Origin of the sequence: Streptomyces sp. SM10, assembly GCF_002910915.1 — a bacterium.
Taxonomy (GTDB): domain Bacteria; phylum Actinomycetota; class Actinomycetes; order Streptomycetales; family Streptomycetaceae; genus Streptomyces.
Window position 1 is genome coordinate 19196 of the sequence record NZ_NEUF01000114.1, and the last position, 25214, is coordinate 44409.

General features: G+C 73.8%; 21 protein-coding genes. 14 read left to right on the forward strand and 7 right to left on the reverse strand.

Annotation, left to right across the window (positions count from 1 at the left end):
* The first annotated feature begins 10 nt into the window (after nt 1-10).
* Genes B9S57_RS17990 through B9S57_RS18005 form a run of 4 tightly spaced genes read left to right on the forward strand, consistent with a single transcriptional unit; the run spans nt 11 to nt 3616 of the window.
* Nucleotides 11-757 carry an ABC transporter ATP-binding protein gene (locus B9S57_RS17990; protein WP_103516587.1) on the forward strand — a complete coding sequence of 249 codons (747 nt, stop codon included), beginning with the start codon at nt 11-13 and terminating at the stop codon, nt 755-757.
* Nucleotides 757-1644 carry a branched-chain amino acid ABC transporter permease gene (locus B9S57_RS17995; RefSeq protein ID WP_103516588.1) on the forward strand — a complete coding sequence of 296 codons (888 nt, stop codon included), beginning with the start codon at nt 757-759 and terminating at the stop codon, nt 1642-1644. Before B9S57_RS17990 ends, B9S57_RS17995 begins: the two co-directional genes overlap by 1 nt.
* Nucleotides 1641-2729, forward strand: a complete 1089-nt coding sequence (locus B9S57_RS18000) for a branched-chain amino acid ABC transporter permease (RefSeq protein ID WP_103516589.1) — start codon at nt 1641-1643, stop codon at nt 2727-2729. Before B9S57_RS17995 ends, B9S57_RS18000 begins: the two co-directional genes overlap by 4 nt.
* Entirely contained in the window at nt 2726-3616 is an 891-nt protein-coding gene (locus B9S57_RS18005) for an alpha/beta fold hydrolase (RefSeq protein ID WP_103516590.1), read from the forward strand. Before B9S57_RS18000 ends, B9S57_RS18005 begins: the two co-directional genes overlap by 4 nt.
* A 24-nt stretch (nt 3617-3640) precedes the next feature.
* On the opposite strand, the gene B9S57_RS18010 is transcribed toward B9S57_RS18005, so the two are convergent.
* Nucleotides 3641-5620 (reverse strand): GAF domain-containing protein, encoded by a 1980-nt coding sequence (locus B9S57_RS18010; protein WP_103516591.1) that lies wholly within the window; start codon nt 5618-5620, stop codon nt 3641-3643.
* Between the two features lie 58 nt (nt 5621-5678).
* Nucleotides 5679-6464 (reverse strand): 3-hydroxybutyrate dehydrogenase, encoded by a 786-nt coding sequence (locus tag B9S57_RS18015; protein WP_103516592.1) that lies wholly within the window; start codon nt 6462-6464, stop codon nt 5679-5681.
* A 264-nt stretch (nt 6465-6728) separates the two neighbouring features.
* Here B9S57_RS18015 and B9S57_RS18020 point away from each other — a divergent pair, with 264 nt between their 5' ends.
* Complete coding sequence (locus B9S57_RS18020; protein WP_103516593.1) at nt 6729-8210, forward strand: PHB depolymerase family esterase; 1482 nt, start codon at nt 6729-6731, stop codon at nt 8208-8210.
* On the opposite strand, the gene B9S57_RS18025 is transcribed toward B9S57_RS18020, so the two are convergent.
* Nucleotides 8192-8707, reverse strand: coding sequence for a hypothetical protein (locus B9S57_RS18025; protein ID WP_258036429.1), 516 nt, complete (start codon nt 8705-8707; stop codon nt 8192-8194). The genes B9S57_RS18020 and B9S57_RS18025 overlap by 19 nt on opposite strands.
* A gap of 271 nt (nt 8708-8978) precedes the next feature.
* Between B9S57_RS18025 and B9S57_RS18030 the strand changes: the two genes are divergently transcribed.
* From B9S57_RS18030 to B9S57_RS18050, 5 genes are read left to right on the forward strand one after another with little or no spacing between them, the layout of a single operon-like run.
* Nucleotides 8979-10232 carry a prenyltransferase/squalene oxidase repeat-containing protein gene (locus B9S57_RS18030; RefSeq protein WP_103516594.1) on the forward strand — a complete coding sequence of 418 codons (1254 nt, stop codon included), beginning with the start codon at nt 8979-8981 and terminating at the stop codon, nt 10230-10232.
* A complete protein-coding gene (locus tag B9S57_RS18035) occupies nt 10229-10909 on the forward strand; it encodes an SCO2322 family protein (protein WP_103516595.1) in 681 nt (226 codons plus the stop codon). The genes B9S57_RS18030 and B9S57_RS18035 overlap by 4 nt, the downstream gene beginning before the upstream one ends.
* Nucleotides 10906-12051 carry a cobalt ABC transporter permease gene (locus tag B9S57_RS18040; RefSeq protein WP_103516596.1) on the forward strand — a complete coding sequence of 382 codons (1146 nt, stop codon included), beginning with the start codon at nt 10906-10908 and terminating at the stop codon, nt 12049-12051. Before B9S57_RS18035 ends, B9S57_RS18040 begins: the two co-directional genes overlap by 4 nt.
* Nucleotides 12048-13763, forward strand: a complete 1716-nt coding sequence (locus B9S57_RS18045) for an ABC transporter ATP-binding protein (RefSeq protein WP_103516597.1) — start codon at nt 12048-12050, stop codon at nt 13761-13763. The genes B9S57_RS18040 and B9S57_RS18045 overlap by 4 nt, the downstream gene beginning before the upstream one ends.
* A complete protein-coding gene (locus tag B9S57_RS18050; protein ID WP_103516598.1) occupies nt 13760-14578 on the forward strand; it encodes an ECF transporter S component in 819 nt (272 codons plus the stop codon). Before B9S57_RS18045 ends, B9S57_RS18050 begins: the two co-directional genes overlap by 4 nt.
* Before the next feature lie 71 nt (nt 14579-14649).
* Here B9S57_RS18050 and B9S57_RS18055 read toward each other — a convergent pair whose 3' ends face one another.
* Entirely contained in the window at nt 14650-16761 is a 2112-nt protein-coding gene (locus B9S57_RS18055; RefSeq protein ID WP_374935954.1) for a bifunctional glycosyltransferase 87/phosphatase PAP2 family protein, read from the reverse strand.
* A gap of 117 nt (nt 16762-16878) precedes the next feature.
* Nucleotides 16879-17970, reverse strand: coding sequence for a serpin family protein (locus tag B9S57_RS18060; RefSeq protein ID WP_374935957.1), 1092 nt, complete (start codon nt 17968-17970; stop codon nt 16879-16881).
* 61 nt (nt 17971-18031) lie between these two features.
* Here B9S57_RS18060 and B9S57_RS18065 point away from each other — a divergent pair, with 61 nt between their 5' ends.
* Entirely contained in the window at nt 18032-18508 is a 477-nt protein-coding gene (locus B9S57_RS18065) for a GNAT family N-acetyltransferase (protein WP_103516601.1), read from the forward strand.
* 119 nt (nt 18509-18627) lie between these two features.
* Here the strand turns inward: B9S57_RS18065 and B9S57_RS18070 are convergent, their stop codons facing one another.
* On the reverse strand, nt 18628-20673 hold the full coding sequence (locus B9S57_RS18070) for an MDR family MFS transporter (protein ID WP_103516602.1): 2046 nt from the start codon (nt 20671-20673) through the stop codon (nt 18628-18630).
* A 138-nt stretch (nt 20674-20811) separates the two neighbouring features.
* Here B9S57_RS18070 and B9S57_RS18075 point away from each other — a divergent pair, with 138 nt between their 5' ends.
* Both B9S57_RS18075 and B9S57_RS18080 read left to right on the forward strand, forming a co-directional pair.
* Nucleotides 20812-21804, forward strand: a complete 993-nt coding sequence (locus B9S57_RS18075) for a peptidoglycan-binding protein (RefSeq protein ID WP_103516603.1) — start codon at nt 20812-20814, stop codon at nt 21802-21804.
* A gap of 229 nt (nt 21805-22033) precedes the next feature.
* Entirely contained in the window at nt 22034-22696 is a 663-nt protein-coding gene (locus B9S57_RS18080; protein WP_103516604.1) for an HAD-IA family hydrolase, read from the forward strand.
* Between the two features lie 241 nt (nt 22697-22937).
* Here the strand turns inward: B9S57_RS18080 and B9S57_RS18090 are convergent, their stop codons facing one another.
* A complete protein-coding gene (locus tag B9S57_RS18090; RefSeq protein WP_103516605.1) occupies nt 22938-23672 on the reverse strand; it encodes an ABC transporter permease in 735 nt (244 codons plus the stop codon).
* Between the two features lie 183 nt (nt 23673-23855).
* Here B9S57_RS18090 and B9S57_RS18095 point away from each other — a divergent pair, with 183 nt between their 5' ends.
* Nucleotides 23856-25214 (forward strand): IS4 family transposase, encoded by a 1359-nt coding sequence (locus B9S57_RS18095; RefSeq protein ID WP_374935955.1) that lies wholly within the window; start codon nt 23856-23858, stop codon nt 25212-25214.

A 25214-nucleotide genomic window follows, 5' to 3' on the forward strand; every position in this document is an offset into this window, starting at 1 on the left:
ACCGCCTCCCGTGCCCCCGACGCCCGCCCTGCTCGTCGTACGCGGCCTGCGGGTCCTGATCGGCGGCCGGCACATCCTGCACGGGGTGGACCTGGACGTGGCCCGCCACGGCGTGACCGCGCTGCTCGGCCGCAACGGGGCCGGGAAGACCACGACCGTGCGCGGCATCCTCGGGCTGGTGCCGCGCGGCGGCAGCGTGCTCCTCGACGGCGAGGAGACCGTGGGCCTGCCCACGCACACCCTGGTCCGCCGGGGCGTCGGCTACGCCCCCGAGGACCGGGGTGTCTTCGCCGGCCTCACCGTCGGGGAGAACCTGCGGCTGGCCGAACGCCGGGGCGCCGAGGGGCCCGCGTACGGCCTGGTCCATGAGCTCTTCCCCGAACTTGAACGCCGGGAGCGCCAGTTGGCGGGAACCCTGTCCGGCGGCCAGCAGCAGATGGTGGCCATCGGGCGCACCCTGCTGAACGGCAACCGGCTGATCATCGCCGACGAGCCCACCAAGGGGCTGGCCCCCAAGGTCGTCACCGAGGTCGCCCAGGTCCTGGAGCGCGCCGCCGAGGCGGTGCCCGTCCTGCTCGTCGAGCAGAATCTCGCCGTCGTCCGGCGCCTGGCCTCACACTGCGTGGTGCTCACCGACGGACGGACGGCCCACCGGGGCGAGGCGGCCGGACTGCTCGGCGACCCGGAGGCCACCCGCCGGCTGCTCGGCGTGGGCCACGGCCCGCTCGCCCCCCACACCGCGGAGGCGGATTCCTGATGTCCACCATCGTGCTGCTCACCATGACCGGACTCGGTCTGGGAGCGCTCTACTTCCTCATCGCGTCGGGGCTCTCCCTGATCTTCGGCCTGATGGACGTGCTCAACTTCGCCCACGGGGCGCTGCTCTCCATCGGCGCGTACGGCACCTGGTGGGCGGCCTCGGGCCATCTGCCGGGTGCGGGACCCGGCGGCTGGGGCTTCGCCCTGGCGGTCCTGTTCGGGACGGCGGTGGGCACGCTGGCCGCCGTGGTGCTCGAACTGGCCGTCGTGCGGCCGCTGTACACCCGGCCGCGCGAACAGGTGCTCGCCACGGTCGGGGTGGGGCTGGCCGTGCCCGCCCTGCTGTCGGGGATCTGGGGTTCGGACGCCCGGACCTTCCCGGGCCCCGAGGCCCTGTCCGGCACCGTCGGGCTGCTGGGCGCCGAGGTGCCGGTCAACCGGCTGGTCCTCGTCGCGGCGGCGGCCGTCGTCCTGGTCGCGCTGCGGCTGTGCCTCGGCCGGACCCGGCACGGCCTGGTCGTACGGGCCGGCGTCGAGGACCGGGCGATGGTCACAGCGCTCGGCATCGACGTCCGCAAGGCCTTCACGCTGGTCTTCGCGATCGGCGGCTGCGCGGCGGCGCTGGGCGGGGCGCTCGGCGGGCTGTACTTCGGCTCGGTCGATCCCCAGCAGGGCACCTCGCTGCTGATCTTCGCGTTCGTCGTCGTGGTCACGGGGGGCATGGGGTCGGTGACCGGCGCCGCCGTCGCGGCCGTCGTCATCGGCCTGGTCCAGCAGTTCGCCAACTACTACACCGCAGCGGGCCTCGGCGACCTGGCCGTCGTCGTCCTGCTCGCCGCGCTGCTGCTCGTCCGGCCGCGCGGACTGACCGGGAGGCTCGCGTGAGCACCGCCACCAGACCCGCACCCACCGCCGTGAAGACGGCGCCCGGGCGCGAGGGGCCCCGACTGCTGCGCTGGTGGCCGGCCGTCGTCCTCGTGCTCCTGATCGTCGCGCCCTACAGCGCGCTGCCCGTCCCCGGGCTGCTGGACGGTCCGGTCGGCAGCCCGGGGAGCCTGCAACTCCTCGCGACCTGCCTGCTGTTCGGCTCCCTCGCCACCGGCTACGACCTGCTGCTCGGCCGCACGGGGCTGCTCTCCTTCGGCCATGCGCTGTACTTCGCGGCGGGGAGCTACGCCACCAACGTGTTCCTGCTGGAGGCGGGTCTGCCCTTCGCCGCGGCCGCCGTCCTCGGACTGCTCTTCGGCGCCGCGCTCGCGCTGGTGCTGGGCTCGGTGAGCCTGCGGGTCACCGGCATCGGCTTCTCCATGGTGACGCTCGCCTTCGCACAGGCGGGATCGATCCTCGTCTCCCGCGACCCGGGCGGATTCACCGGTGGCGAGGAGGGCAGGGCCGCCCCCGCCGAACTGCTGCCGTCCTGGCTGGTCGGGATCGACCACACCGCCAACCTGTACTGGATCGCGCTCGCCTACCTGGTCCTGACCCTCGGTGTCGTCCACTGGGCGGTGCGCTCCCCCACCGGCCGCGTCTGGGAGGGCATCAAGGAGAACGAACGCCGGGTGGAGGTGCTGGGCCTGAAGCCGTACGGCTTCAAGCTGACGGCCTTCGTCCTCGCGGGGGCGCTCGCCGCGGCCGGCGGGCTCGTCCACCTGCTGCTGACCGGCGGCTCCACGCCCCGGACGACGGCCTCGGACTTCACCCTGTCGCTGCTCGTGATGGTGGTGCTGGGCGGATCCGGCACCCGGTGGGGCCCGATGCTCGGCGGCATCCTCTACACCTGGGCCGACCACCGGCTCGGCGATCTCGCCGGCTCGGGTGCGGTCGCCGGCCTTCCCGCGGTCCTGCGCGTGCCGCTCTCCCAGCCGCTGTTCCTGCTCGGGGTGCTGTTCGTGGCCGTGGTACACCTGCTGCCGGGTGGCCTGGCCCGGCTGCCGTCCCGTCTGCGCCGCACCCGCGAGGAGCACCGATGATCCCGTACGAGGAGATACGCGTCCCCGTCACCGGCGGTGAACTGGCCGCCCTGCGCTGGCCCGCCGGGGAGCCCGGAGCGCCGGTGGTGATCGCCCTGCACGGGATCACGGCCAACGCGCTGTCCTGGGGCGCGGTGGCCCGCGAACTGGCCGGCCGCGTCACCCTGGTCGCCCCGGACCTGCGCGGCCGGGCCGGGAGCGCGGGGCTGCCCGGCCCGTACGGCATCGCCGCCCACGCGGACGACGCGGCCGCGCTGGCGGCGGCGCTCGGCGGGGACCGGGTGGTGCTGGCCGGCCACTCGATGGGGGCCTTCGTGGCCGCGCTCGCCTCGGTGCGCCACCCGGAGCGTTTCGGCGAACTGGTGCTGGTGGACGGCGGGTTCGGCTTCCCGGCGCCGACGCACCTGTCGGCGGACGAGCTGATCACGGCCGTGATCGGCCCGGCCATGGACCGGCTGTCGATGACATTCGCCGACCGGGAGGCCTACCGCTCGTTCTGGCGGGCCCATCCCGCGTTCGGCGGCGACGGCTGGTCGCCGGAGGTGGACGCCTACATCCAGCGCGACCTGACGGGCCAGGAGCCGGCGATGCGCTCGGGCTGCCTGCTGGAGGCGGTCCGCACGGACGGGGTGGGCCTGTTCCAGGACGAGGTGCTCGCGGCCGTACGCGAACTCCGCGCGCCCGCCACCCTGTTGTGGGCGCGGCGGGGGCTGATGAACGAGGAGCAGGGGCTGTACGACGAGTCCCGGCTGACGGCGGCGGGACAGCCCGGCACGAAGGTCACCGCGGTGTGCGTGGAGGACGTCAACCACTACACGGTGCTGACGGGCGGCAAGGGGGCCCGCGAGGTCGCCGGGGCCCTGCTGCGGGCCGCCGTCCCGCGGTGAGCGGTCCGGGCGGCCGGGGCGCGTCTACGGAGCGTCCCGGCCGTCCGACAGCAGGTTCAGCCGCAGGGCGAGCTGGAGCTCCAGCGCACGGTCGGGCTCGTTCCAGTCGCGGCCCAGCAGCACCTGGATCCGGTCGAGGCGCTGCACGACGGTGTTCACGTGCACGTGCAGCTCGTCCTTGGCCCGGATCAGGCTGCCCCCGGCGCCGAAGTACGCCCGCAGGGTCCGCACGAGGTGGGTGCCGCGCCGCTCGTCGTAGCGCAGCAGCGGGCCCAGCACGGAGGTCACGAAGCCTTCCACGTCCTTGGCGTTGCCCAGCACGACGCCCAGGAAGCCGAGTTCGTCGACGCAGGCGCCTTCGCCCTCGCGGCCCAGCACCCGCATGGCGCGCAGGCACCGCGCGGCTTCCGCGTAGGCGGCGGCCAGTTCACGGACACCGCCCGCCGGTCCCGTGCCGGCGACGGTGACGGGCGCCTGGACGAGGTGACCGAGCTGCGCCGCCGCCGCGCGCGCCGCGGCGCCCGCGGGCAGCCCCTCGCCGTCGCAGTCGATCAGCAGCACGACGGTGCCGGCGTGTTCGGCGCTCACCCCGTGGATGTCGCCGCCGAACAGGTACCGCATCGCGGCGCCGCCGAGCTTCTCCCTGGCCGCCGCCTCCGCGACCAGCAGCAGACGCGGCCGGTCCAGGTCGATGCCCAGTCTCCGGCCCCGTTCGGCCAGCCCGGCGGGGTCGCGCTCCGGGTCGCCGAGCAGGTCGCTGATCAGCTCTCCCCGTATCCGGTTCTCCGTCTCGGCGACCGTGCGGCGCAGCAGCAGGAGCAGACCGGTGACGACGGCCGCGCGTTCGAAGAGCCGCCGGTCGGAGTCGTCGAGCCGGCCGGGCCGGTGCAGCACCAGGCCGGCGAGGAGTTCCTGCCCTGCGAGCACCGCGCAGATCCACCGGCCGTCGCGGTGCACGGCGCGCGCGCCGTGGCGGGACTCCTCGGCGGTCGCGGCGAGCCAGCCGGCGTCCATGCTGTCGGCGGCCAGGCCCGAGCCGTCGGGCCGTACGGCCGCCAGCGGGCGCCCGCCGGGGTCGTGGATGGTGAGGGGGCTGTCGAGGAGCCCGGCGACGGACGCGGCGACGTCCCTCACGTCACCGCCGCGCAGCACGAGGTCGGTGAGCCGGTCGTGGGCCTCCTCGGCACGCTGCATGGCGGCCGAGTGCGCGCGGACGGCTGCGTTGGCCTCGGCCAGTTCCGCGTTGGCCCCGGCGAGCTCCGCCAGGGCGGTGCGGGTGTCGTCCAGGGCGCGGGCGGTGTCGATGGCGATGGCGGCGTGCGCGGCGAGCGAGCAGAGCAGGGCCACCTCGTCGGGGCTGAAGACCCGTGCGGCCCGGTCGGCCGCGAAGAGCACGCCGATGACCTTTCCGGTGCCGCCCCGGCTGGAGCCGAGCAGCAGGGGCACGCCCAGGATGGCGACGAGCCCCTCGTCCAGCACCCCGGCGTTGATGTTGCGGGTGTGGCGGAAGCGGTCGTCGGTGCGGTAGTCGGGGGTGGCGTACGGGCTGGCGGTCTGCGCCACGAGCCCGCCGAGCCCTTCGCCCAGTTCCAGGCGGAGCCGCTGGAACAGCACGGACACCGAGCCGTCGGTGACCCGCATGTAGGTGTCCCCCGCCTCCTCGTCCGGGAGCGTCAGGTAGGCGGTGTCGGTGCCGAGCAGCATCCTGGCCCGCCGCACGATCGCCTTCAGCACGTCGTCCAGGTCCCGGGAGGCCGCCAGGTCGCCCGCCGTGTCGAAGAGGGCGGTGAGCTGGAGCTCCCTGCGCCGGTGCTGGCGCAGGGCGCCCCTGATCCGCAGGGCGGTGGCGGCCGCCCGCTCCACCTCGGCCAGTTCGGCCGGGGACACACCCGCGGCCCTGGCCTCCGAGGTCACGGCGCCCAGGGCCTCGGCGGGGGCGTCGTCGGCCAGCAGGTCGAGGAGGCGCGCCAGGAGGGGCGCCGCGGCGGGGGACGGTTCAGACATGTACGGCCATCGTTCTTCCGGCTTCCATCGCTCTCCGGGCTTCCTGGTTCGGTCGGGGTCAGTTGGCGGTCCAGCCGCCGTCCATCGTGAGGGAACTCCCGGTGATGTGGCCGGTCCCGGGCCCGCAGAGCCACAGGACGGCGCCGGCCACGTCACCGGGCTCGATCAGCGACTTCAGGGCACTGCGCTCCAGCAGCACCCGGCCCACCACCTCCTGTTCGGAGATGCCGTGGCTGCGGGCCTGGTCCGCGATCTGGTTCTCGACCAGGGGCGTGCGGACGTAGCCGGGGCTGACGCAGTTGCTCGTCACCCCGTGCGGCGCCGCTTCGAGTGCGACCACTTTGCTGAGCCCCTCCAGTGCGTGCTTGGCCGAGACGTAGGCCGACTTGTAGGGGCTGGCGCGCAGCCCGTGCACGGACGAGATGTTGACCACGCGGCCCCAGCCGCGTTCGTACATGCCGGGGAGTGTGCGGCGCAAGATGCGGAACGGCGCCTCCACCATCACGCGGTGGATCAGGGCGAAGCGGTCCGGCGGGAACTCGTGCACGGGCGCCACGTGCTGCAGCCCCGCGTTGTTGACCACGATGTCCACGTCGGCGGGCAGTGCGTCCACCGCCTCGGCGACGGAGAGATCGGCGACCCAGGCCGTCCCGCCGATCCGTATCGCCAGGCTCCTGGCGGCGTCGCCCTGCTTGTCGACCACGTGCACATGGGCTCCCGCGGCGGCGAGAGCCTCGGCGCAGGCCAGTCCGATGCCGCTCGCCGCCCCGGTGACGAGAGCGGTGCGTCCGGCGAGGGCCGAGGGGGCGATGGGGTCGTGCGCGGAGGTCCGGGAAGTCTGCATGGGCGTCACCGTAAGGACGTCGCCGTCCGCATCACACGGGGTCGGTGCACACACCCGGGGGCGGGCACATGGTGGCGGCGCACATGGTGCGGGCCGGCCGTCCCGGCGCGCGTCCGGCAGGCCGGGAGCGGGCGCAAGGGGAGCGCGGCACACAGCGGCGGGCGGTGGATGTCCGCCTGCCACATGGGCGTCCCGGCCTCCGGCTCGTAGGTTCCGGCAGCAGTCCCCCCTGTCCGTCCGCACGTCCGATGAGGAGGCCCCACCGTGCGCCCACCGATCCTGCGACGCCTGCTCCGCCGCGTCGCCTCCCTCGCCGTCTGCGCCGTGCTCCCCCTGCTGACCGTGCACGCCGTCCCCGCGGCGGCGGCCCCCGCGGCAGCCGGTCTCCGGCAGGTCACCGGCTTCGGCTCCAACCCCGGCAATCTGCAGATGTTCGCCTACACCCCCGACGACGTGGCCGCGGGTGCCCCGCTCGTCGTCGCCCTGCACGGATGCACCCAGTCGGCGAACGCCTACTACACCAACTCGGGCTGGCCGAAGTACGCCGATCTGTGGGGCTTCGACGTGGTCTTCCCGCAGACCACCTCGGCGAACAACGCGCTCTCCTGCTTCGGCTGGTTCGACCAAACGGAGAGCACACGGGGCAGGGGCGAGGCGGCGTCCATCGTGCAGATGGTCGAGTACGCGAAGCAGACGTACGGCTCCGACGGCCGCCGGGTCTATGTCACCGGCCTCTCGGCGGGCGGCGGGATGACCGCCGATCTGCTGGCCGCCTACCCGGACGTCTTCGCGGGCGGCTCGGTGGCCTCCGGACTCCCCGCCCAGTGCGCCACCAGCCAGGCCGCCGCCTCGGGCTGCCAGACCGGACCGCAGAAGCTCAGCCCCGCCCAGTGGGGCGACAAGGTCCGCGGCTCCTACCCGGGCTGGACCGGCCCCTGGCCCCGGGTCGCGATCTGGCAGGGCACCTCGGACTACACGGTCTACCCGGCCAACGCCACGGCGCTGCGCGACCAGTGGACCGACGTCTGGGGCATCGGCCAGACCCCCACCGGCACCGAGTCCCTGCCGGGTGGTACCACCCGGAGCGTCTACGAGGACGCGTCCGGACAGCCCGCCGTGGAGACGTTCTCGGTCTCCGGCATGGGGCACGGCCTGCCGGTGAGCCCGGGTTCGGGTGACCGGAACTGCGGTTCGACGGCCGCGTACTTCCTGAACACCATCTGCTCGGCCTACCACACGGGCGTGTTCTGGGGGCTGGACACGGGGACCCCGGGCGGTGGGGACGGGCTGCCGGCCCCGGCCGGCCTGAAGGTCACCGGGGTCACGGACAGCACCGCCTCACTGACCTGGAACGCGGTCGGGGACGCCGCCTCGTACTCCGTGTACCGGGACGGGGCGAAGGTGACCGCCACGGCCTCGACGTCCTTCACGGACACCGGGCTGACCGCCGGCGCGTCCTACCGCTACACGGTGGCGGCCGCCGACTCCTCGGGCGCCCCCGGGACCACGTCGTCCGCCGTGACGGCGACGACCTCGGGCGGCACGGCCCCCGCGAAGTGCTTCACGGCGTCCAACTACGCCCATGTGACGGCCGGCCGGGCGCACACTTCGGGAGGCCATGCCTGGGCGAACGGCTCGGATCAGGACATGGGGCTGTACAACGTCTTCGTCACCCACACCCTCAGGGAGTCGCCGGCGGGCCACTTCGTGATCGCCGACTCCGGCTGTCAGGCCGGGTCCTCGTAGGCGCGCCTGACCTTCCCGGGCAGCTCGCAGCCGTCCTCGACCGCGGTGAGGGACAGGGCCGCCCCGGCGCCGGGGTCCGCCCCGGCGCGGTAGCGGGCGTAGAGCTTCCAGCCCCGCTTGGCGAGGGTGCGGTAGGTGACGTCGTGTCCGGCATGGCTGGAGACGATCTCCCAGTCGTGCTGCCGAAACCTCAGCACCGTCGCCTCGAAGGCGCCGGCGGCCCCGGCCGTCGGCGCCTCGCCGTCCCAGGGCGCCACGCAGGTGCGCCACGCGCCCTTCGGCTCTCCCGCCGCGGTGGTGTCACCCGCCGGGAGCCCGCCGGCACGGGCGAGACCGGCTATCTCGTCGGCGACCGCCCCCGCGGTGAGCGGGGGGAGGGGTTCCCGGGTGGCCTTCTTCGGCAGGACCTCCTCGTCCCCCACGAGGCCGCAGCCCGCCGTCACCGTCATGAATCCGGCCGCCACCGCGGCGACGGCCGCCGTCCTTCGTCTGCGCACTGCTGCTTCCCACTCAGGTCGTCCCTCCGCACAGGCGCGCGCCCGTGTGCCCCCCGCGGGAGTTTCGCATGGGCTCTGACCTGCTGGGAAGGCCCTTCACCGACGGGATGCGGCTGTCCGCCCCGAGGGTGTCGGAGGTGCCCCGGTAGAGTGGGCGGATCGTCATCCTGCCCGTACAGGGGGAAGCCGGTGCGAATCCGGCACCACCTCTTCCCCGCGCGCTCGGCCCGTCTCGAGCAGGGCACACCCCGTTCGAGAGGCCCCGTCCGTCATGTCCGTACGCCGCCGCGCGGCAGCGCTCGCGATCACTTCCGTGCTCTGTGGAGCGGCCGCCCCGGTGGCGGTCGCCGCGCCGAGTCCCTCCCCCTCCGCGCCGGACCTTCCGGCCGGGCTGTACGGCACCAAGGACCCGACGTACGACGGGGTGTGGCGCCAGTCGCTGGCGTTCCTCGCCCAGAAGGTCGAGCTGGTCACGCCCGCCACGCAGGCGGTGGACTGGCTCGTGGGCCAGCAGTGCACGAGCGGGGCCTTCGCCTCCTACCGCGACGCCGCCCGGCCCTGCGACGCGAAGACCGTCGCGGACACCAACGCCACGGCGGCGGCGGTCCAGGCCATGGTCGAGCTGGGCGTGCACCGCGAGGTCGTGGACAACGGCGTCAGCTGGCTGAAGTCCGTGCAGAACAAGGACGGCGGCTGGGGGTACAACCCGGGCAGCCCGAGCGACGCCAACTCCACCGCCGTGGTGACGGGCGCGCTGGGCCGGGCGGGCGTGCCGCTCGCCGACGTCACCCGGGCGGACGGGAAGACCCCGTACAGCGCGCTGCAGTCCTTCGCGCTGCCCTGCGGCGGCGAGGGCGGCGGGGCGTTCGCCTACCAGCCGGACAAGGACGGCAAGCTCGCGGCCAACGCGGACGCCACGGCGGCCGCGGTGATCGGCGCGATGGGCAAGGGCATGGCCACGGGCAACGCCAACGCGGTGAAGGCCCCGGCCTGCCACGAGGGCTCCGGCCTCACGATCGAGCAGAGCGCGCAGAACGGCGCGTACTACCTGGCGAAGACGCTCGCCGGTTCCGGGCACCTGGACCTCCCGCCCATGCCGGGCGCCGAGGAGTCCGACCCGCAGCCCGACTTCGGCAACACCGCCGACGCCGTCGTGGCGCTGGCCTCCTCCGGCCACAAGGACAAGGCGGCCGGATCGGTCGCCTACCTGAAGGCGCACGCGCAGGGCTGGGCCAAGGAGGGCGGCCCCGCCGCCACCGCGCAGCTGGTGCTCGCCGCCCACGCGACCGGCAGCGACGCCCGTGACTTCGGCGGCGTCGACCTCGTCAGGCAGCTCAACGCGACGGGCCCGGCCCCCGCCGCCACGGCCGTGCCCTCGCCGCCCGCGACGGCGCCTTCGACGCCCGGGGACTCCAGCAGCGACGACGAGGGCCTCGGCATCTGGTGGATCATCGGGGTCGGCCTCGCCTTCGGTGCGGGCATCGGCTTCCTGCTGAGCGGACGCCGGAAGAACCAGCAGCTGTGAGGCGCCCGCTGGGCACGGCGGCGCTCCTCCTCGTCACCACCCTCCTCGCCGTGCTGGGCGCGGGGAGCGCGCAGGCCGCCGGTTACCGCTACTGGTCGTTCTGGGAGGGCGACGGCGGGAAGGGCTGGACGTACGCCACCCAGGGGCCTTCCGTGGTCAGGCCGGACGACGGCGCGGTACAGGGGTTCCGCTTCTCGGTGAGCGCGGACTCCCAGGACTCCGCGCAGCCGCGCCGCGCCCCGGACTTCGGGACCGTCTGCGCGGACACCCCGGCGGAGGACGGCCGCAAGCGGATCGCGCTGGTCGTCGACCCGGGTACGGCGGCGGACGCGCCGGACGGCGAGAAGCCGCCCGCGCTGCGCACCGCCTGCGCCCAGGTGGCGCCGGAGGCGAGCACGGCGGAGGCGCTCGCCTCGGTGGTGAAGCCGCTGCGGTACGACAGCTCGGCCATGCTCTGCGCGATCGCGGGCTATCCGCGCACGGGCTGCGGCGAACAGACCGGGGACGACGGCTCGGAGGAGGCCACCGGCCAGGCCGAGGCGTCCCCCGCCGACGGTGACGCCGCGAGCGGCGACGACGGCTCCGGCGGCGGTCCGTCCGCCGGTGTGCTGACGGGCGTCGGAGCGGTGCTCGTGCTGGGTGTCGCCGCAGTGCTCCGGGCCCGCCGCCGCCGATGACCCGCTCCACCGGCCCGGCCCGGCTCCGCCCTGCCCTGCGCGCCCCCGGGGCCACCCGTACCAACGCCGTACCGGCCGGGGCCTGGTGGGTGTGGGCGCTGGGTCTGGCGACAGCCGCGTCCCGCACGACCAACCCGCTGCTGCTCGGGCTGCTGGTGGGTGTGGCCGGCTATGTGGTGGCGGCGCGCCGCACGGACGCCCCGTGGGCCCGTTCGTACGGCGCGTTCATCAAGCTCGGGCTGGCCGTCGTCGCCCTGCGGCTGGTGTTCTCCGTGCTCCTCGGCTCCTCCGTCCCCGGTGCGCACACCCTGTTCACCCTGCCCGAGGTGCCGTTGCCCGGCTGGGCGCGGGGTGTCAGGATCGGCGGCCGGGTCACCTCGGAGCAGCTGGTCTTCGCGCTGTACGAGGGCGCGAAGCTGGCCGCGCTGCTGATCTGCGTCGGTGCGGCGAATGCGCTGGCCAACCCCGCCAGGCTGCTGAAGTCGCTGCCCGGCGCGCTGTACGAGGTGGGGGTCGCCGTGGTGGTCGCGATGACGTTCGCGCCGAACATGGTCGCCGACGTGGCGCGGCTGCGGACGGCCCGCCGGCTGCGCGGCCGTCCGACCGGCGGGATCCGGGCCGTGCTCCAGATCGGGCTGCCCGTGCTGGAGGGTGCCCTGGAGCGCTCGGTGGCCGTGGCGGCGTCGATGGACGCGCGGGGGTACGGCCGTACCGCGCAGGTCCCGCCCGCAGTCCGCCGTACCACCCATGTGCTGACGCTCGGCGGACTGCTCGGCGTGTGCGCGGGGACGTACGGGCTGCTGGCGGCGGAGGGTGCCGTGCACGGGCTGCCGTTGCTGCTGGCCGGACTGGTGGCGGCGATGGCCGGGCTCAGGCTCGGCGGCCGCCGCTCGGTCCGTACCCGCTACCGGCCCGACCGCTGGGGCGTACGCGCCTGGCTCGTCGCGGCCTCGGGCGCGGCCGTCGCGGCGGCGATGATCTGGGCGGGCACCGCCGATCCGGACGCCCTGCGCCCCGGAGTGGTGCCGCTCACGGCCCCCGTCCTTCCGCTCTGGCCCGCCGCCGCCCTGCTGATCGGGCTGCTGCCCGCCGCGGTGGCACCCCTGCCCGCCTCCCCCTCGGACTCCAAGGAGCGCTCATGATCCGGTTCGAGCAGGTCTCGGTACGGTACGAAGGCGCCGGGCACCCCACCCTGTCCGGGGTCGACCTCACGGTCCCCGAGGGCGAGCTGGTGCTGGTCGTCGGCCCGTCCGGTGTCGGCAAGTCGACTCTGCTGGGCGCCGTGTCGGGGCTCGTGCCGCACTTCACAGGCGGGACGCTGACCGGCCGCGTCACGGTCGGCGGCCGGGACACCCGCACCCACAAGCCGCGTGAACTCGCCGACCTGGTCGGCACGGTGGGCCAGGACCCGCTCGCCCACTTCGTGACGGACACCGTCGAGGACGAGCTGGCCTACGGCATGGAGTCGCTGGGCCTCGCTCCGGACGTCATGCGGCGCCGGGTCGAGGAGACCCTGGACCTGCTGGGCCTCGCCGAGCTGCGGGACCGGCCGATCGCCACGCTCTCCGGGGGCCAGCGGCAGCGGGTCGCCATCGGCTCGGTCCTCACCCCGCACCCCAGGGTGCTGGTGCTCGACGAGCCGACGTCCGCCCTGGACCCGGCGGCGGCCGAGGACGTCCTGGCGGTCCTCCAGCGGCTGGTGCACGACCTGGGGACGACGGTCCTGATGGCCGAGCACCGGCTGGAGCGTGTCGTGCAGTACGCCGACCAGGTCCTGCTGCTGCCCGCGCCGGGCAGTGCCCCGGTGATGGGTCCGCCCGCCGACGTCATGGCGCTCTCGCCGGTCAGGCCCCCGGTGGTGGCCCTGGGCAAGCTGGTGGGCTGGGATCCGCTGCCGCTGTCGGTGCGCGACGCACGGCGCCGGGCGAAGGACCTGCGGGAGCGGCTGGACGGGGTGGAACCGCCCCCGCGCGCGGCCCCGGTGGACGCCTCGGTGGCTCCCCTGCCCGCTCCGGCCGCGGCCCGTCCCGGACTCCTGGACCGGCTGCTGGGCCGGCGCCCGCGCACCGCTCCCGCCGAGCCCCTGAAGGGCGGCGGCGCCACCCGGGTCGAGGGACTCGGGGTGCGGCACGGGCGGGTCGAGGCGCTGCGCGGGGTGACACTGTCCTTCGCCCCGGGCGAGACCGTGGCCCTGATGGGCCGCAACGGCGCGGGCAAGTCCACCCTGCTGACCACACTCGTGGGGATGACCGCGCCGACGACGGGCTCCGTCCTCGTCGGCGGTCTGCGGCCTTCCCGCACCCCGCCGCAGGACATGGTGCGACGGGTCGGGCTCGTCCCGCAGGAGCCGCGCGACCTGCTGTACGCCGACACGGTCGCGGCCGAGTGCGCGGCGGCGGACTCCGACGCGGGCGCGCCCGCGGGCAGCTGCCGGGCGCTGGTCTCGGAGCTGTTGCCCGGGGTCCCGGACGACGTCCATCCCCGTGACCTTTCCGAGGGGCAGCGGCTCGCGCTGGCCCTCGCCCTGGTGCTCACCGCCCGGCCCCCGCTCCTCCTCCTGGACGAGCCGACGCGGGGGCTCGACTACGCGGCGAAGGCCCGGCTGGTCGGTGTGCTGCGCCGGCTGGCGGGCGAGGGCCACTCCATCGTCCTGGCCACGCACGACGTGGAGCTGGCGGCCGAGCTGGCGGACCGGGTGGTGATCCTCGCCGACGGCGAGGTCGTCGCGGACGGGCCGACCCGGCAGGTCGTGGTCTCCTCCCCCGCGTTCGCCCCGCAGACCTCGAAGATCCTCGCGCCCCGGGAGTGGCTGACCGTGTCCCAGGTGCGGACGGCCCTGGAGGGACCGGCGTGAGCGCCGGCTCCGCCCGTCCGGTCCGGCTCGGCCCCCGTGCGGTCGCCGCGCTCGTCCTGGTGAGCGCGGTGGGACTGGTCGCGTTCGGCTGGCCGCTGCTGGCCGGGGCGGACTCCGGACTCGCCCACGCCGAGGACGCGCCCTGGCTGTTCGCCGCGCTGCTCGTGCTGCTCGTCGGGGTCGTCGTCGCGACGATCGCGGACTCCGGCCTCGACGCGAAGGCCGTCGCGATGCTGGGGGTCCTCGCCGCGGTCGGCGCAGCCCTGCGCCCCCTGGGCGCCGGGACGGCCGGGCTGGAGCCGATGTTCTTCCTCATGGTGCTGAGCGGCCGGGTGCTGGGCCCCGGCTTCGGCTTCGTGCTCGGCTCGGTGACCATGTTCGCCTCGGCGCTGCTCACCGGCGGGGTCGGGCCGTGGATGCCGTTCCAGATGCTGTCGATGGGCTGGTTCACCATGGGCGCCGGCCTGTTGCCGGGCCCGGAGAGGCTGCGCGGCCGGGGCGAGCTGCTGATGCTGGCGGCGTACGGCTTCGTGGCCGCGTTCGCGTACGGCACGGTGATGAACCTGTACGGCTGGACGATCGTCCCGGGGCTCGGCTCGGGCGTCTCCTTCGTCGCGGGCGACCCGCTCACCGAGAACCTGGTCCGTTTCCTCGCGTACTGCACCGCCACCTCGCTCGGCTGGGACCTCGGCCGGGCCGCCCTCACCGTGGCCCTGACCCTGGCCGTCGGCCCCACCCTGCTGCGGGCCCTGCGCCGGGCCACCCGCCGCGCCGCCTTCGACGCGCGGGCCGGCTTCGAGGCCCGCGCGGACTGATCATTCGGCCGGCGCGTGCTGGGCGCGAGCCTGACGGGGCGTTCGTGGCCCTTCGGCCCGTCCGCCGGCCTCTACGCCCTGCTGCCCGCCGGTTCGGGTACGGGCTCCCCGGCGGCGTGCCCCGCCTCGCGGTCCGCCGGGCCGGCACCGCCGGTGCCGGCCCGGAGCCTCCGCGGTCCCGCCAGGGCGTAGGTCAGACCGAAGCCCGCGGCCACGACCGCCGCGCCGCCGACCGCGTCCAGCACCCAGTGGTTGCCCGTGGCGACGATGGCGGAGACCGTGAACAGCGGGTGCAGCAGGCCAAGTGCCTTCATCCACGCCTTCGGGGCCAGCAGGACGATCACCACACCGCACCAGAGGGACCAGCCGAAGTGGAGCGACGGCATCGCCGCGTACTGGTTGGTCATCGCGGTCAGCGCACCGAAGTCGGGGCTGTCGAGATCCTGCACCCCGTGGACGGTGTCGATGAAGCCGAGCCCCGGCATCAGCCGCGGCGGTGCCAGCGGGTAGAGCCAGAAGCCGAGCAGGGCGAGGACCGTGGCGAAGCCGATGGAGGTGCGGGCCCAGCGGTAGTCCGGGGGCCGGCGCACGTAGAGGACCCCGAGGATCGTCAGGGGCACGATGAAGTGGAACGTCGAGTAGTAGTAGTCGAAGAAGTCGCGCAGCCACGGGACGGTGACGACCGCGTGGTTGGCCCAGTGCTCGATGTCGATGTGCAGCCACTGCTCGGCGGCGTGGATCTGGCGGCCGTGCTCCTCCGCGGCGCCGCGCCCCGCGGTCGCCGCGAGCCGGACCTGCGCGTACGCCGAGTAGACGACCCGGATGAGCAGGAGTTCCAGCAGCAGGTTGGGGCGGCTGAGCACCCGCCGCCAGAACGGCAGCAGCGGCACCCACGCGAAGCGCGCCGGCACCGGCTCCGCGTACTGCGTGGGGATGGCCCGCTGCCAGTGGGGCGAGGTGCGGGAGAGGAACGGCACGGCGCAGGCCGCACCGAGTGCGGCGACGAGCAGCACGTTGTCGCGCACGGGAAGGATCACGCCGACGTTCGGCAGCAGCATCTTCCCGGGCAGGGTGAGGACGAGCACCACGACCGCCGGCCACACGAGCCGGTCCGCGGCCCTGGTCCCGACGCGGCCGACGACGGCGAGCAGCACCCAGAGCAGCTGGTGCTGCCAGGCGGTGGGCGAGACGGCGACGGCGACACAGCCCGTGACGGCCACGGCGAGGAGCAGCTGCCCGTCCCGTGCGTAGCGGACGGCGCGGCGCAGTCCGAGGACCACGACGGCGGCGGCCAGGGCAAGGAACAGCACGATCTCCAGGGGGCCTTCGAGCCCGAAACGAAGCAGCGCGCCGTGCAGGGACTGGTTGGCGAGACTGTCCGGCCGGTCGCCGAGCCCGGCGCCGGCGAGGTGGTGCACCCAGTACGCCCAGGAGTCGCGCGGCATCACGACCCAGGCCAGGGCCGTGCAGACGGCGAAGGTGACACCGCCGCTCACGGCTGCCCGGCGTCGGCCGGTGAGCCAGAAGAGGACGGCGAAGAGCAGGACGGCGGGCTGGAGAGCCGCGGCCATGCCGGTCAGCACCCCCGGGAGGCGTTCACCGCGCAGGGCGAAACAGGCGACGAGCACCAGCAGGACGGGCAGGATGCTGGTCTGACCCAGGAACAGGGTGTTGCGGACGGGCAGCGACACCATCAGCAGGGTGATCGCGACGGGTGCCGCGAGGAACGCGGTCCGCCGGCCCACCGGTGCCGGCAGGGCGCGGACGGCGACGTATCCCAGCAGGACGACGAGCAGCAGCGACCCGAAGGTCCACACGACGCCCAGGGCCTGCTCGGCCGAGACCGTCAGCGGCTTCAGGACCAGCCCGGCGAACGGCGTCCCGGTGAACCGGCCCGGCTCGTACAGGGATCCCGCCATGTGCAGGACCCCGGTCGCACCGGTCCAGGTCTCCAGGTCGGTGAGGCGCTCACCGGGCGGTGTGCGCAGCACCACCGCCACCTGCCGTACCGCCAGGACTCCGACGAGCAGCCAGAGGACGGCTCTGGCCACCGCGGCTCTCGCCCCCGGATCCGCCGCCGCGTCCCCCCGCACACTGCGCTCCACATCTGTCACGCTGCGCCGACCCTCCCGTTCGCATGCACTGTCCCCTCGGCCCGGGTAGGTGCGGATGAAGCCTCGCATTGCCCTATGAGGTAGACACAATCAACCCCCTCTTCGCCTGACTGTCACCACCGATTTGCCGAAAGAATGCCCGAATACCTCTGAGCGGCCCGGTCGGCGGCACCGCCCTGGCCGCTCTCAGCCCTCCTCGTACCGGGGTACGTCGGCCTGCCAGCCCACGAAGAGCGGCACGTCCGAGGAACCGTCCAGGACGACGACGCCGAAGGGCCGGTCGAACGCGATGTGCCGCACGGTGCGCTGCCTCGGGGCGGCGGCCCGCGTGGCCACGACCGTGACGGCCGCGGCCTCCACCCCCTGCTCGGCGATCTTCACCACCGCTTCCTGGACCACCTCGGAGAGGTGCAGGCGGTCGGGCGAGAGGCCGGAGAAGTCCGCGGCGCCGGCATCGGTCGCGAGCCGCACGCCGAGCGCCGGGAGCTGTTCGTGCACGCGTACATGCGTCCGCAGGGTGAAGCGTGGCAGTGCGCAGATCACCGCGTCGGCGTCCACCGGCACCCGTGATTCCCCGGGAGCCCACGCGGAGGGCAGGACCTGTGAGGCCTGCTCACCCGGCTCCCCCAGGACGAATCTGACCCGCGCCGGCGGAGCGCCGTCCGCCTCCCCTCGGCAGCGCAGCTCGACGACCTGTGCGCCCGACGCCGTCCACACGTCACCCGGAGGGACAGGGGCGTGCATCGTCGCCACCGGCACGCAGGCGCCCGCCGCGTCGGTGAAGGGGACGTCACGCGTGCGGGCCGGGTCGAACGACAGCTCCCAGTACGCCTTCAGCGCCAACACGTTGACCAGGGCGAGCGCGACGTCGCCACCGAGGTCCAGCGGCAGCCGGTCGATCAGGCCCCGGGTCCGCTCGCACACCCACGCGTCGATCTCCGCGGCGTCGACCGGCCCGAACGGGATGTCCGGCAGCGACCGTTCGTACTCCGGGTGGAGCGGGGCCGTGTTCCACACCCGGGTCGCCACGTCCAGCGCCTCGGTCCGCCCCCACTCCCGCGCCGCCTCCGTCACGACTCCCGCAGCCTCCTGGCCGGCCACACCGAGCAGGTCCCGCAGCTCAGCCCCGGTCCCGGTACGGGCCCCTGCCGCCACGGCTGTCAGGGCCAGCCACAGCCCGGCGGGCGAGCACACGAAGCCGCCTCCGGGCCGCTCCAGCTCCCGCACCCACCGCTCCCCGAGCCGCCGGACGGCCTCCTCCGTGAACGGGCCCCTCATCATCGCTGCCCCCTGCGCCTATTGATTCGTCACACGATCGTGTGACAGCCACAATGACCCGATGACCTGGACCGTGGAACCCGAACACTTCGCCTGTCCCGACGCCGCCCTGTTGCTGCGGGACTACTACGACGAGGTGGCGAGCCGCTACTGGGGCCGCCGGGCGACCACCGAGGAGATCGACGACGGCCTGAGGGACGATGGTGTCGACCAGCTCGCCGCGCCCACGGGTGAGTTCCTGGTGGGCCGGTACGAGGGCAGGCCGGCGAGCTGCGCCGGGCTGCGGCTGGTGGACGCGGGGACGGCCGAGCTGACCCGGGTCTACGTCCGCCCCACGTTCCGCTCGACGGGCGGTGGCGGCCTGCTGCTCGCCGGGATCGAGAGCGCCGCGCGGGCCTACGGGGTGCGGTGGATCCGGCTCGACACCCGCGCCGACCTGGTGGAGGCGCGCGGGCTGTACGCGAAGCACGGGTACCGGGAGGTACCGGCGTTCAACCAGGGCCCCTACGCGGAGCACTGGTTCGCCAAGGAGCTGTGAGCGTCCCCTGCCGGGCGGCAGGCCCGCCCTGCCGGCCTTCGGCGGCGGGCTGATCGGCCCGGCGCGTGATGTCAGCCCGCGTGGTGTCAGCCCGCGGTGTGGTCGGCCCGGCCGCGTGGTCAGCCCGCCGCGTGGTCCGGGCGGGGTTCGGGCATGTGCGGCCGCTCCCTGCTCGACCCGCTCACCTCGGCGGACAGCTCCGACACCAGGCGGACCAGGTCGGTGGGCCGGTCCGGGCCCCACCAGTCGCCCAGCATCTCCGCCAGGGAGTCCTCGCGGGCCTGGGAGAGCCGGACCACCGCCTCCGCGCCCTTGTCGGTGAGTACCAGCTGCATCCCCTCGCGGCGCGCGTAGCCGCGTCCCTCCACCTGCCGGGCGGCCGAGGTGATCACCCGCAGCGGGACGGGGGCGACCTCTGCCAGCCGGCCCGGCTCGACGGTGCCGTGCCGTTTGATGCGCAGCAGCAGCCAGCTGGCGGCGGGCTGGAGGTCGTATCCGGACTTGGCGGTGATCTTCTCGTAGATCTCCCGTCGCCCCTCCCGGGTGGCGAGCACCGACAGGGCGCGGGCGCACTCGTCGTACGAGGACCGCTGCACCGGATTGGAGGCCAGCGTCTCGCTGGTGTCGGGTGCCGTCACCGAGCCGCGCAGGGGTTCCTCCTTGAGGAACCAGGCGAGGACGAACGCGATGAGGACGACGGGAATCGCGTAGAGGAACACGTCGGTGATCGAGGTCGAGTACGCGCTGAGTACCGAGGGGCGCAGATCCGCCGGGAGCCGTCCGATGGCCCGGGGGTCGGCGGCCAGGGCGCCCGCGTCCGTGCCCGGCGGAAGGGAACGGCCGCTGAGCGCGTCCTCGAGCTTGCCGGTCAGCCGGTTGGTGAAGATGGTGCCGAAGACGGCCACGCCGAACGACGCGCCGATGGACCGGAAGAAGGTCGCCCCGGACGTGGCGACGCCGAGGTCCTCGTAGCCGACGGAGTTCTGCACGATCAGCACGAGCACCTGCATCACCAGGCCCAGCCCGGCGCCGAACACGAAGAAGCAGAGGCTCATCGTCCAGGTGGAGCTGTCCTCGGAGAGCGTGTGGAGCAGCAGCAGACCGACCGCGGTGAGGGCGGTGCCCGCGATCGGGAAGACCTTCCAGCGTCCCGTCCGGCTGACGATCTGGCCGGAGGCGGTCGACGTGATCAGCAGCCCGAAGACCATCGGCAGCATGTGCACACCGGACAGGGTCGGGGTGATGCCGTGCACGACCTGGAGGAACGTCGGCAGATAGGTCATGGCGCCGAACATCGCGAAGCCGATGACGAAGCTGATGACGGCGACGAGGCTGAAGGTCCGCATCCGGAACAGCTTCAGCGGCAGCACGGGTTCGGCTGCCCTGTGCTCGGCCGCGACGAACGCCACGAGCAGCACCACCGCGAGGACCGCGAGAAGGATGATCTGCACGGAGCTCCAGCCCCAGGTGGTGCCGCCGAGTGACGCGACGAGGACCAGGCAGGTGGCGACGGAGGCGATGAGGAAGGTGCCCAGGTAGTCGATCGTGTGCCTGGTTCGGCGGACGGGGATGTGCAGGGCCGCGGCGATCACGAGCAGTGCGACCACGCCGATGGGCAGGTTGATGTAGAAGACCCAGCGCCAGCTGAGATGCTCGGTGAAGAGGCCGCCGAGCAGCGGCCCCAGGACGCTGGTCACTCCGAAGACCGCGCCGAACAGGCCCTGGTACTTGCCACGTTCGCGCGGGGAGACGATGTCGCCGACGATGGCCATCGACAGCACCATCAGCCCGCCGCCGCCGAGCCCCTGGAGAGCCCGGAAGCCGATCAGCTGCGGCATGTTCTGGGCCATGCCGCAGAGCGCGGAGCCGATGAGGAAGATGACGATGGCCGTCTGGAAGAGCTTCTTGCGCCCGTACTGGTCACCGAGCTTGCCCCAGAGCGGGGTGGCGGCGGTCGCCGCCAGCAGGTAGGCGGTCACCACCCACGACAGATGGTCCAGCCCGCCCAGTTCGCTGACGATCGTGGGCAGGGCGGTGGACACGATGGTCTGATCGAGTGCGGCGAGCAGCATGCCGAGAAGCAGCGCGCCGATGGACACCAGGACGTTCCGCCGGGACCGCTCCTCGCCTGAGGCCAGGGACGGCGGGCTCGACTGCTGGGCCATGGCACTCTCCTCGGGTCCGCTTCACCCCATCCTGGCCGCTGTGCGCCGTTATGGCCTGCCGAGCAGCGGTACGGGCGTTGGGCCTGCCCGCGGCGGCCTGCATAATCGCAGGCAGTTCAAAGGGGAGGGGAACCCACGATGGCCGGACACATGTGCCCGGAGTGCGGCGGCGAGCAGGACGCGAGACCCGAGGCGGGATGCGCCTGCGGAGCGGGGGCGGCCGCGCGGAGAGGGCGGGACGCCCGGTCGGAGGAGATCTCGGCGGCGGGGCGGGACGCCCGGTCGGCCGAGATCGCGGCGGCCGAGGACTTCGACCCGCTGCGGATCCGGCCGTACGTGCGACTGGACAGCGACGCGGACGATCGGGGCGCCCCCGCGGCGGCCACGACGATGCCGCTGTTCCTGGACGGTCCGCCGGACGGAGCGCCGGGCGCTCCGCCGGGCGCGCTCCCCGAGGCCGTCGTCGCGGACGAGACCCGCAGGCGTACGGCCTCGGCCTATGTGGGCAGCGGGCCGGACCCCGTACAACCGCGCCGGCGGGGGCCGTTCACCGCGCTCGCCGTGGGGGCGGCCGTCGCCGCGGTGGTGGGCACGGCCGCTTTCGCGGGCGGCCTGTTCGACCGCGAGGACAGCCGGGACGCGGCCCTGCCCGAGGCCACGGTGAGCGTGCGGGACGCGGACGGGGGGCCCGCCGCGTCGGTGTCGCACTCCCCGTCGGCGTCCCCGTCGGCCACGCCGTCCCGGTCGGCTTCGGCGTCACCCTCGGCCTCACCCACTCCCACGAGGAGCCCGTCGGCGTCGCCCTCGGCCACCGAGACGGCGTCGCCGTCACCCTCGCCCTCCGCGACGAAGGCACCCACCACAGCGGCGGCCCCGCCCGTCGCGGAAGTGTCCGGGGGCACGCTACGACGCGGGGACAGCGGCGCAGAGGTCGCCGAGCTCCAGCGCCGGCTGCAGGAGATCTGGGTCTACCGCGGCCCGGAGGACGGCACGTACTCCGAGCAGGTGGAGCAGGCCGTCGCCGACTACCAGCGATGGGTGTCGGTCGCGAACGACCCCTCGGGTGTCTACGGGCCGGAGACCCGCCGCGCCCTGGAGTCGCAGACGAACGGAAGGGGGCGCCGCCCCTGACGGCGAGCACCGCCCCTGACGGCGAGCACCGCCCCTGGCAGCGAGCACAGCTCCTGGCGCCGGGACCGGGCTCGGTGACGTCCCCGGTCCCCGGATTGGCGTTTCGGCGCACGTTTTTGTATCGTGCTGGAACAAAGTAGCCTCCGCTCGTTCTCCCTGACCGGCGGGCGGGGCTACTTGTTTTCTTCACCCGCAGCCACGCGCTGCCCCCGCGTTCTGGAGCATGCCGATGCCGGCCACCGTCCTCGAAGCCCGCGCCCTCCTGTTGGACATGGACGGCACCCTCGTGAACTCCGACGCCGTGGTGGAGCGCTGCTGGCACCGCTGGGCGCTCGCGCAGGGCCTCGACCCCGTGGCGGCGCTCAAGGTGGTCCACGGACGCCAGGGCTACGCCACGATGGCCGCCCTGCTGCCGGACCGCCCCATGGAGCAGAACTACGCCGAGAACCGGATCATGCTCGCCGAGGAGACCGCCGACACCGACGGCGTGGTGCCCATCGGTGGCGCCCCCGCCTTCATGGCGTCCCTCACCGGCCTCCCGCACGCACTGGTGACCTCGGCCGACGAGGCACTCGCCCAGGCCCGGATGACGGCCGCGGCCCTGCCGATGCCGGAGACCCGCGTAACCGCCGAGATGGTCGGAGCCAGCAAGCCGGACCCCGAGGGCTTCCTCAAGGGCGCGGCCGAGCTGGGCTTCGCCCCGGCGGACTGCATCGTGTTCGAGGACTCCGAGGCGGGCATCGCGGCCGGCCGGGCGGCCGGCATGCGCGTCGTGGGCGTCGGCCCGCGCGCGGCGGTCCTCTCCCCCGACGCCCATGTCGAGGACCTGACGCAGCTCCGGGTGGAAGCGGGCACGGACGGTTCGATCCGTCTGCACGTAGACGCCGGCTGAGCCTCCTCCTCCTCGTCCCTCCCGCTCGACGACCTGCTCGCCCGCCTCGGAGCGGATGCCGGCCGCCGCCTGGCCTTCCGGTCGGCCTTCCCGGGCGACCGGTGACCGGTGACCAGTGACCGGTGACCGACGGGACGGTGATCGCCGGGCGTTGAACGTCGGGAGTGGTGACGTCGGGGGCGGTGAACATCAGGGTGCCCCGCCCGTGTGCTCCGCCCGTCACGTAGCCGTCCGCGTCGGATCAGTCCCGGTGCAGCAGCCCCCGCGCGATCAGTTCCAGCACCAGGGCGACGGCGACGGCCTGCACCGCTATCAGCGCCACGAGGACGAACAGCTGCACGGCGCCCGCCTCCACGGGTGAGGCGCCGCCCAGCAGCATGCCCACGAAGGCCCCGGGCAGGGTGACGAGCCCCACGGTCCTGGTCTGGTCGAGTCCCGGCAGCAGCGCGTCCGACGCCACGGGACGGGCGATCTCCAGCCGGGCGTCCCGGTCGGGCAGCCCGAGGGCCATCCCGGCCTCCACCTCGCCCCGCCGCGTACCGAGTTCGTCGAGCGCGCGCCGCCCGCCGAGGACGGTCGCGGTGAGCGCGCCCCCGATGAGGATGCCCGTGACCGGGATGAGCGCGATACCGCGCACCGGGATGAGTCCGGTGAGCAGCAGCACCACGACCACGGGCACGACACCCGCCCCGATCGGCAACGCGGCCCACCACCAGGTGCGGTTGGGCGTGACGCGCCGGCCCGCGGTGCGCACCGCGACCGCGAACATCAGCGCCAGGAAGCCGAGCAGGGGCCCCAGGGAGCGCACCACCCAGCCGATGAGCAGCGAGACGGCCGCCAGCTGGACCGCGGCGCGCACCCCCGCGACGGCGATCTCGCGGGACCGGCCGAGCGAGGCCCACGCGGCGACGGCGACGGCGAACACCAGGAGCACGGCGAGGACGACACCGAGCGTGGGACTGACCGGAAGCAGCACCCGGCCACCCTAGGGGCAATGCCGTTCGGTTAGAGGTTCGATCTGCGGCGCAATGCTCGGCGTTTCGGCTGGTGATACGGGTGCAGCCCTTGTAGTGGTTCTCGGGTCCGCCAAGACTCGTGTTCCTCCACAAGGGCTGCTGTGTCCGATTCTGTCATTACGCATGCCCCCGGTGTGTTTGCCGTGGGGCACCTGGGCGAGTTGACCCAGGTTGTTCCCTTCCATCTCGTCGATGAGGCGCTCGCATCCGCGGGTGGTCTGCAGCAGCGGGTGCGGCGGCTGCCGTCGCGGGTGGTGGTCTACCTCCTGCTCGCAGGCGCGCTGTTCACCGGCCTGGGCTGGACCGGGATCTGGTCCCGGCTGACCGCCTCACTGCCCGCGCCGCTGCCCGTGCCGGCGGGTTCATCGATCACGGCCGCGATGCGACGCGTCGGCCCCAAACCGTTGAAAGCACTCTTCGACCTGGTCAAAGGCCCCGCAGCAGTGGCCGCGACACAAATGACACGGTTCGCGGGCAGACTGGTGGTCGCGATCGACGGCACCCAGATCGCCCTGCCGGACACACCCGCGAACCTGCAAGTGTTCCCCAAGGCGAAGGCAGGACAGAACGGGCCGGCCGGATACCCGATGCTGCGTCTGGTCACGCTGGTGGCCTGCGGGACCCGAACCCTCCTGGACGCCGTCTTCGGCACCGACGCGACCGGCGAACTGACCTACGCCCGCGACCTGGCCACCACCGCGGGCACGACCGGAGCGCTACGGCCCGGAACGCTGCTGCTGGGCGACCGGAACTTCTCCGCCACCGCCTTCGTGAGCACGGTCGCCTCCACCGGCGCGGACTTCCTCATCCGTGCCAAGACCCACACCACGGCTCTCAAGTTGCCGATCGGGCGCCGGCTGCCCGACGGCACGTTCCTGTCCCGCATAGGGGAAGTCACCGTCCGCGTCATCGAGGCCACCATCACTCTCACCCCCACCGACGGCACCGGCAAGCGCCCCGTCACTCGTAGCACCTACCGGCTTGTCACCAGCCTGCTCGACCCGGACGAGGCACCCGCCACCGCACTGGTCAGGCTCTACCGCGAGCGCTGGGAAATCGAGACCAGCTACTGCGAGCTGAAATCGACCATCCTCGGTGGCAGAGTCCTGCGCGGACGCCACCCGGCAGCCGTCACCCAGGAGACCTGGGCACTCCTGGTCGCCTACCAGGCACTACGCACCGCGATGAGCGACGCTGTCCTGCACCGGCCCGACATCGACCCCGACCGCGCCGCATTCACCATCGCGCTGAACACGGCACGTGACCAGATCATCCGTGCGGCCGGCATCATCACCCACACCCGGATCGACCTCGTCGGCCGGATCGGCACCGCCATACTCAACGGCCTCCTACCCGCCCGCCGAGAACGGTCCCGGCCCCGCGTGAAGAAACGAGCGATCAGTTCCAAGTACCGCGCCGTCGGCCGCGACATCGACCATCGCACCCACAAGACCACCGTCCACATCGAGATCCGTACGTTGCCAAACCCGCCAGACGGCTAA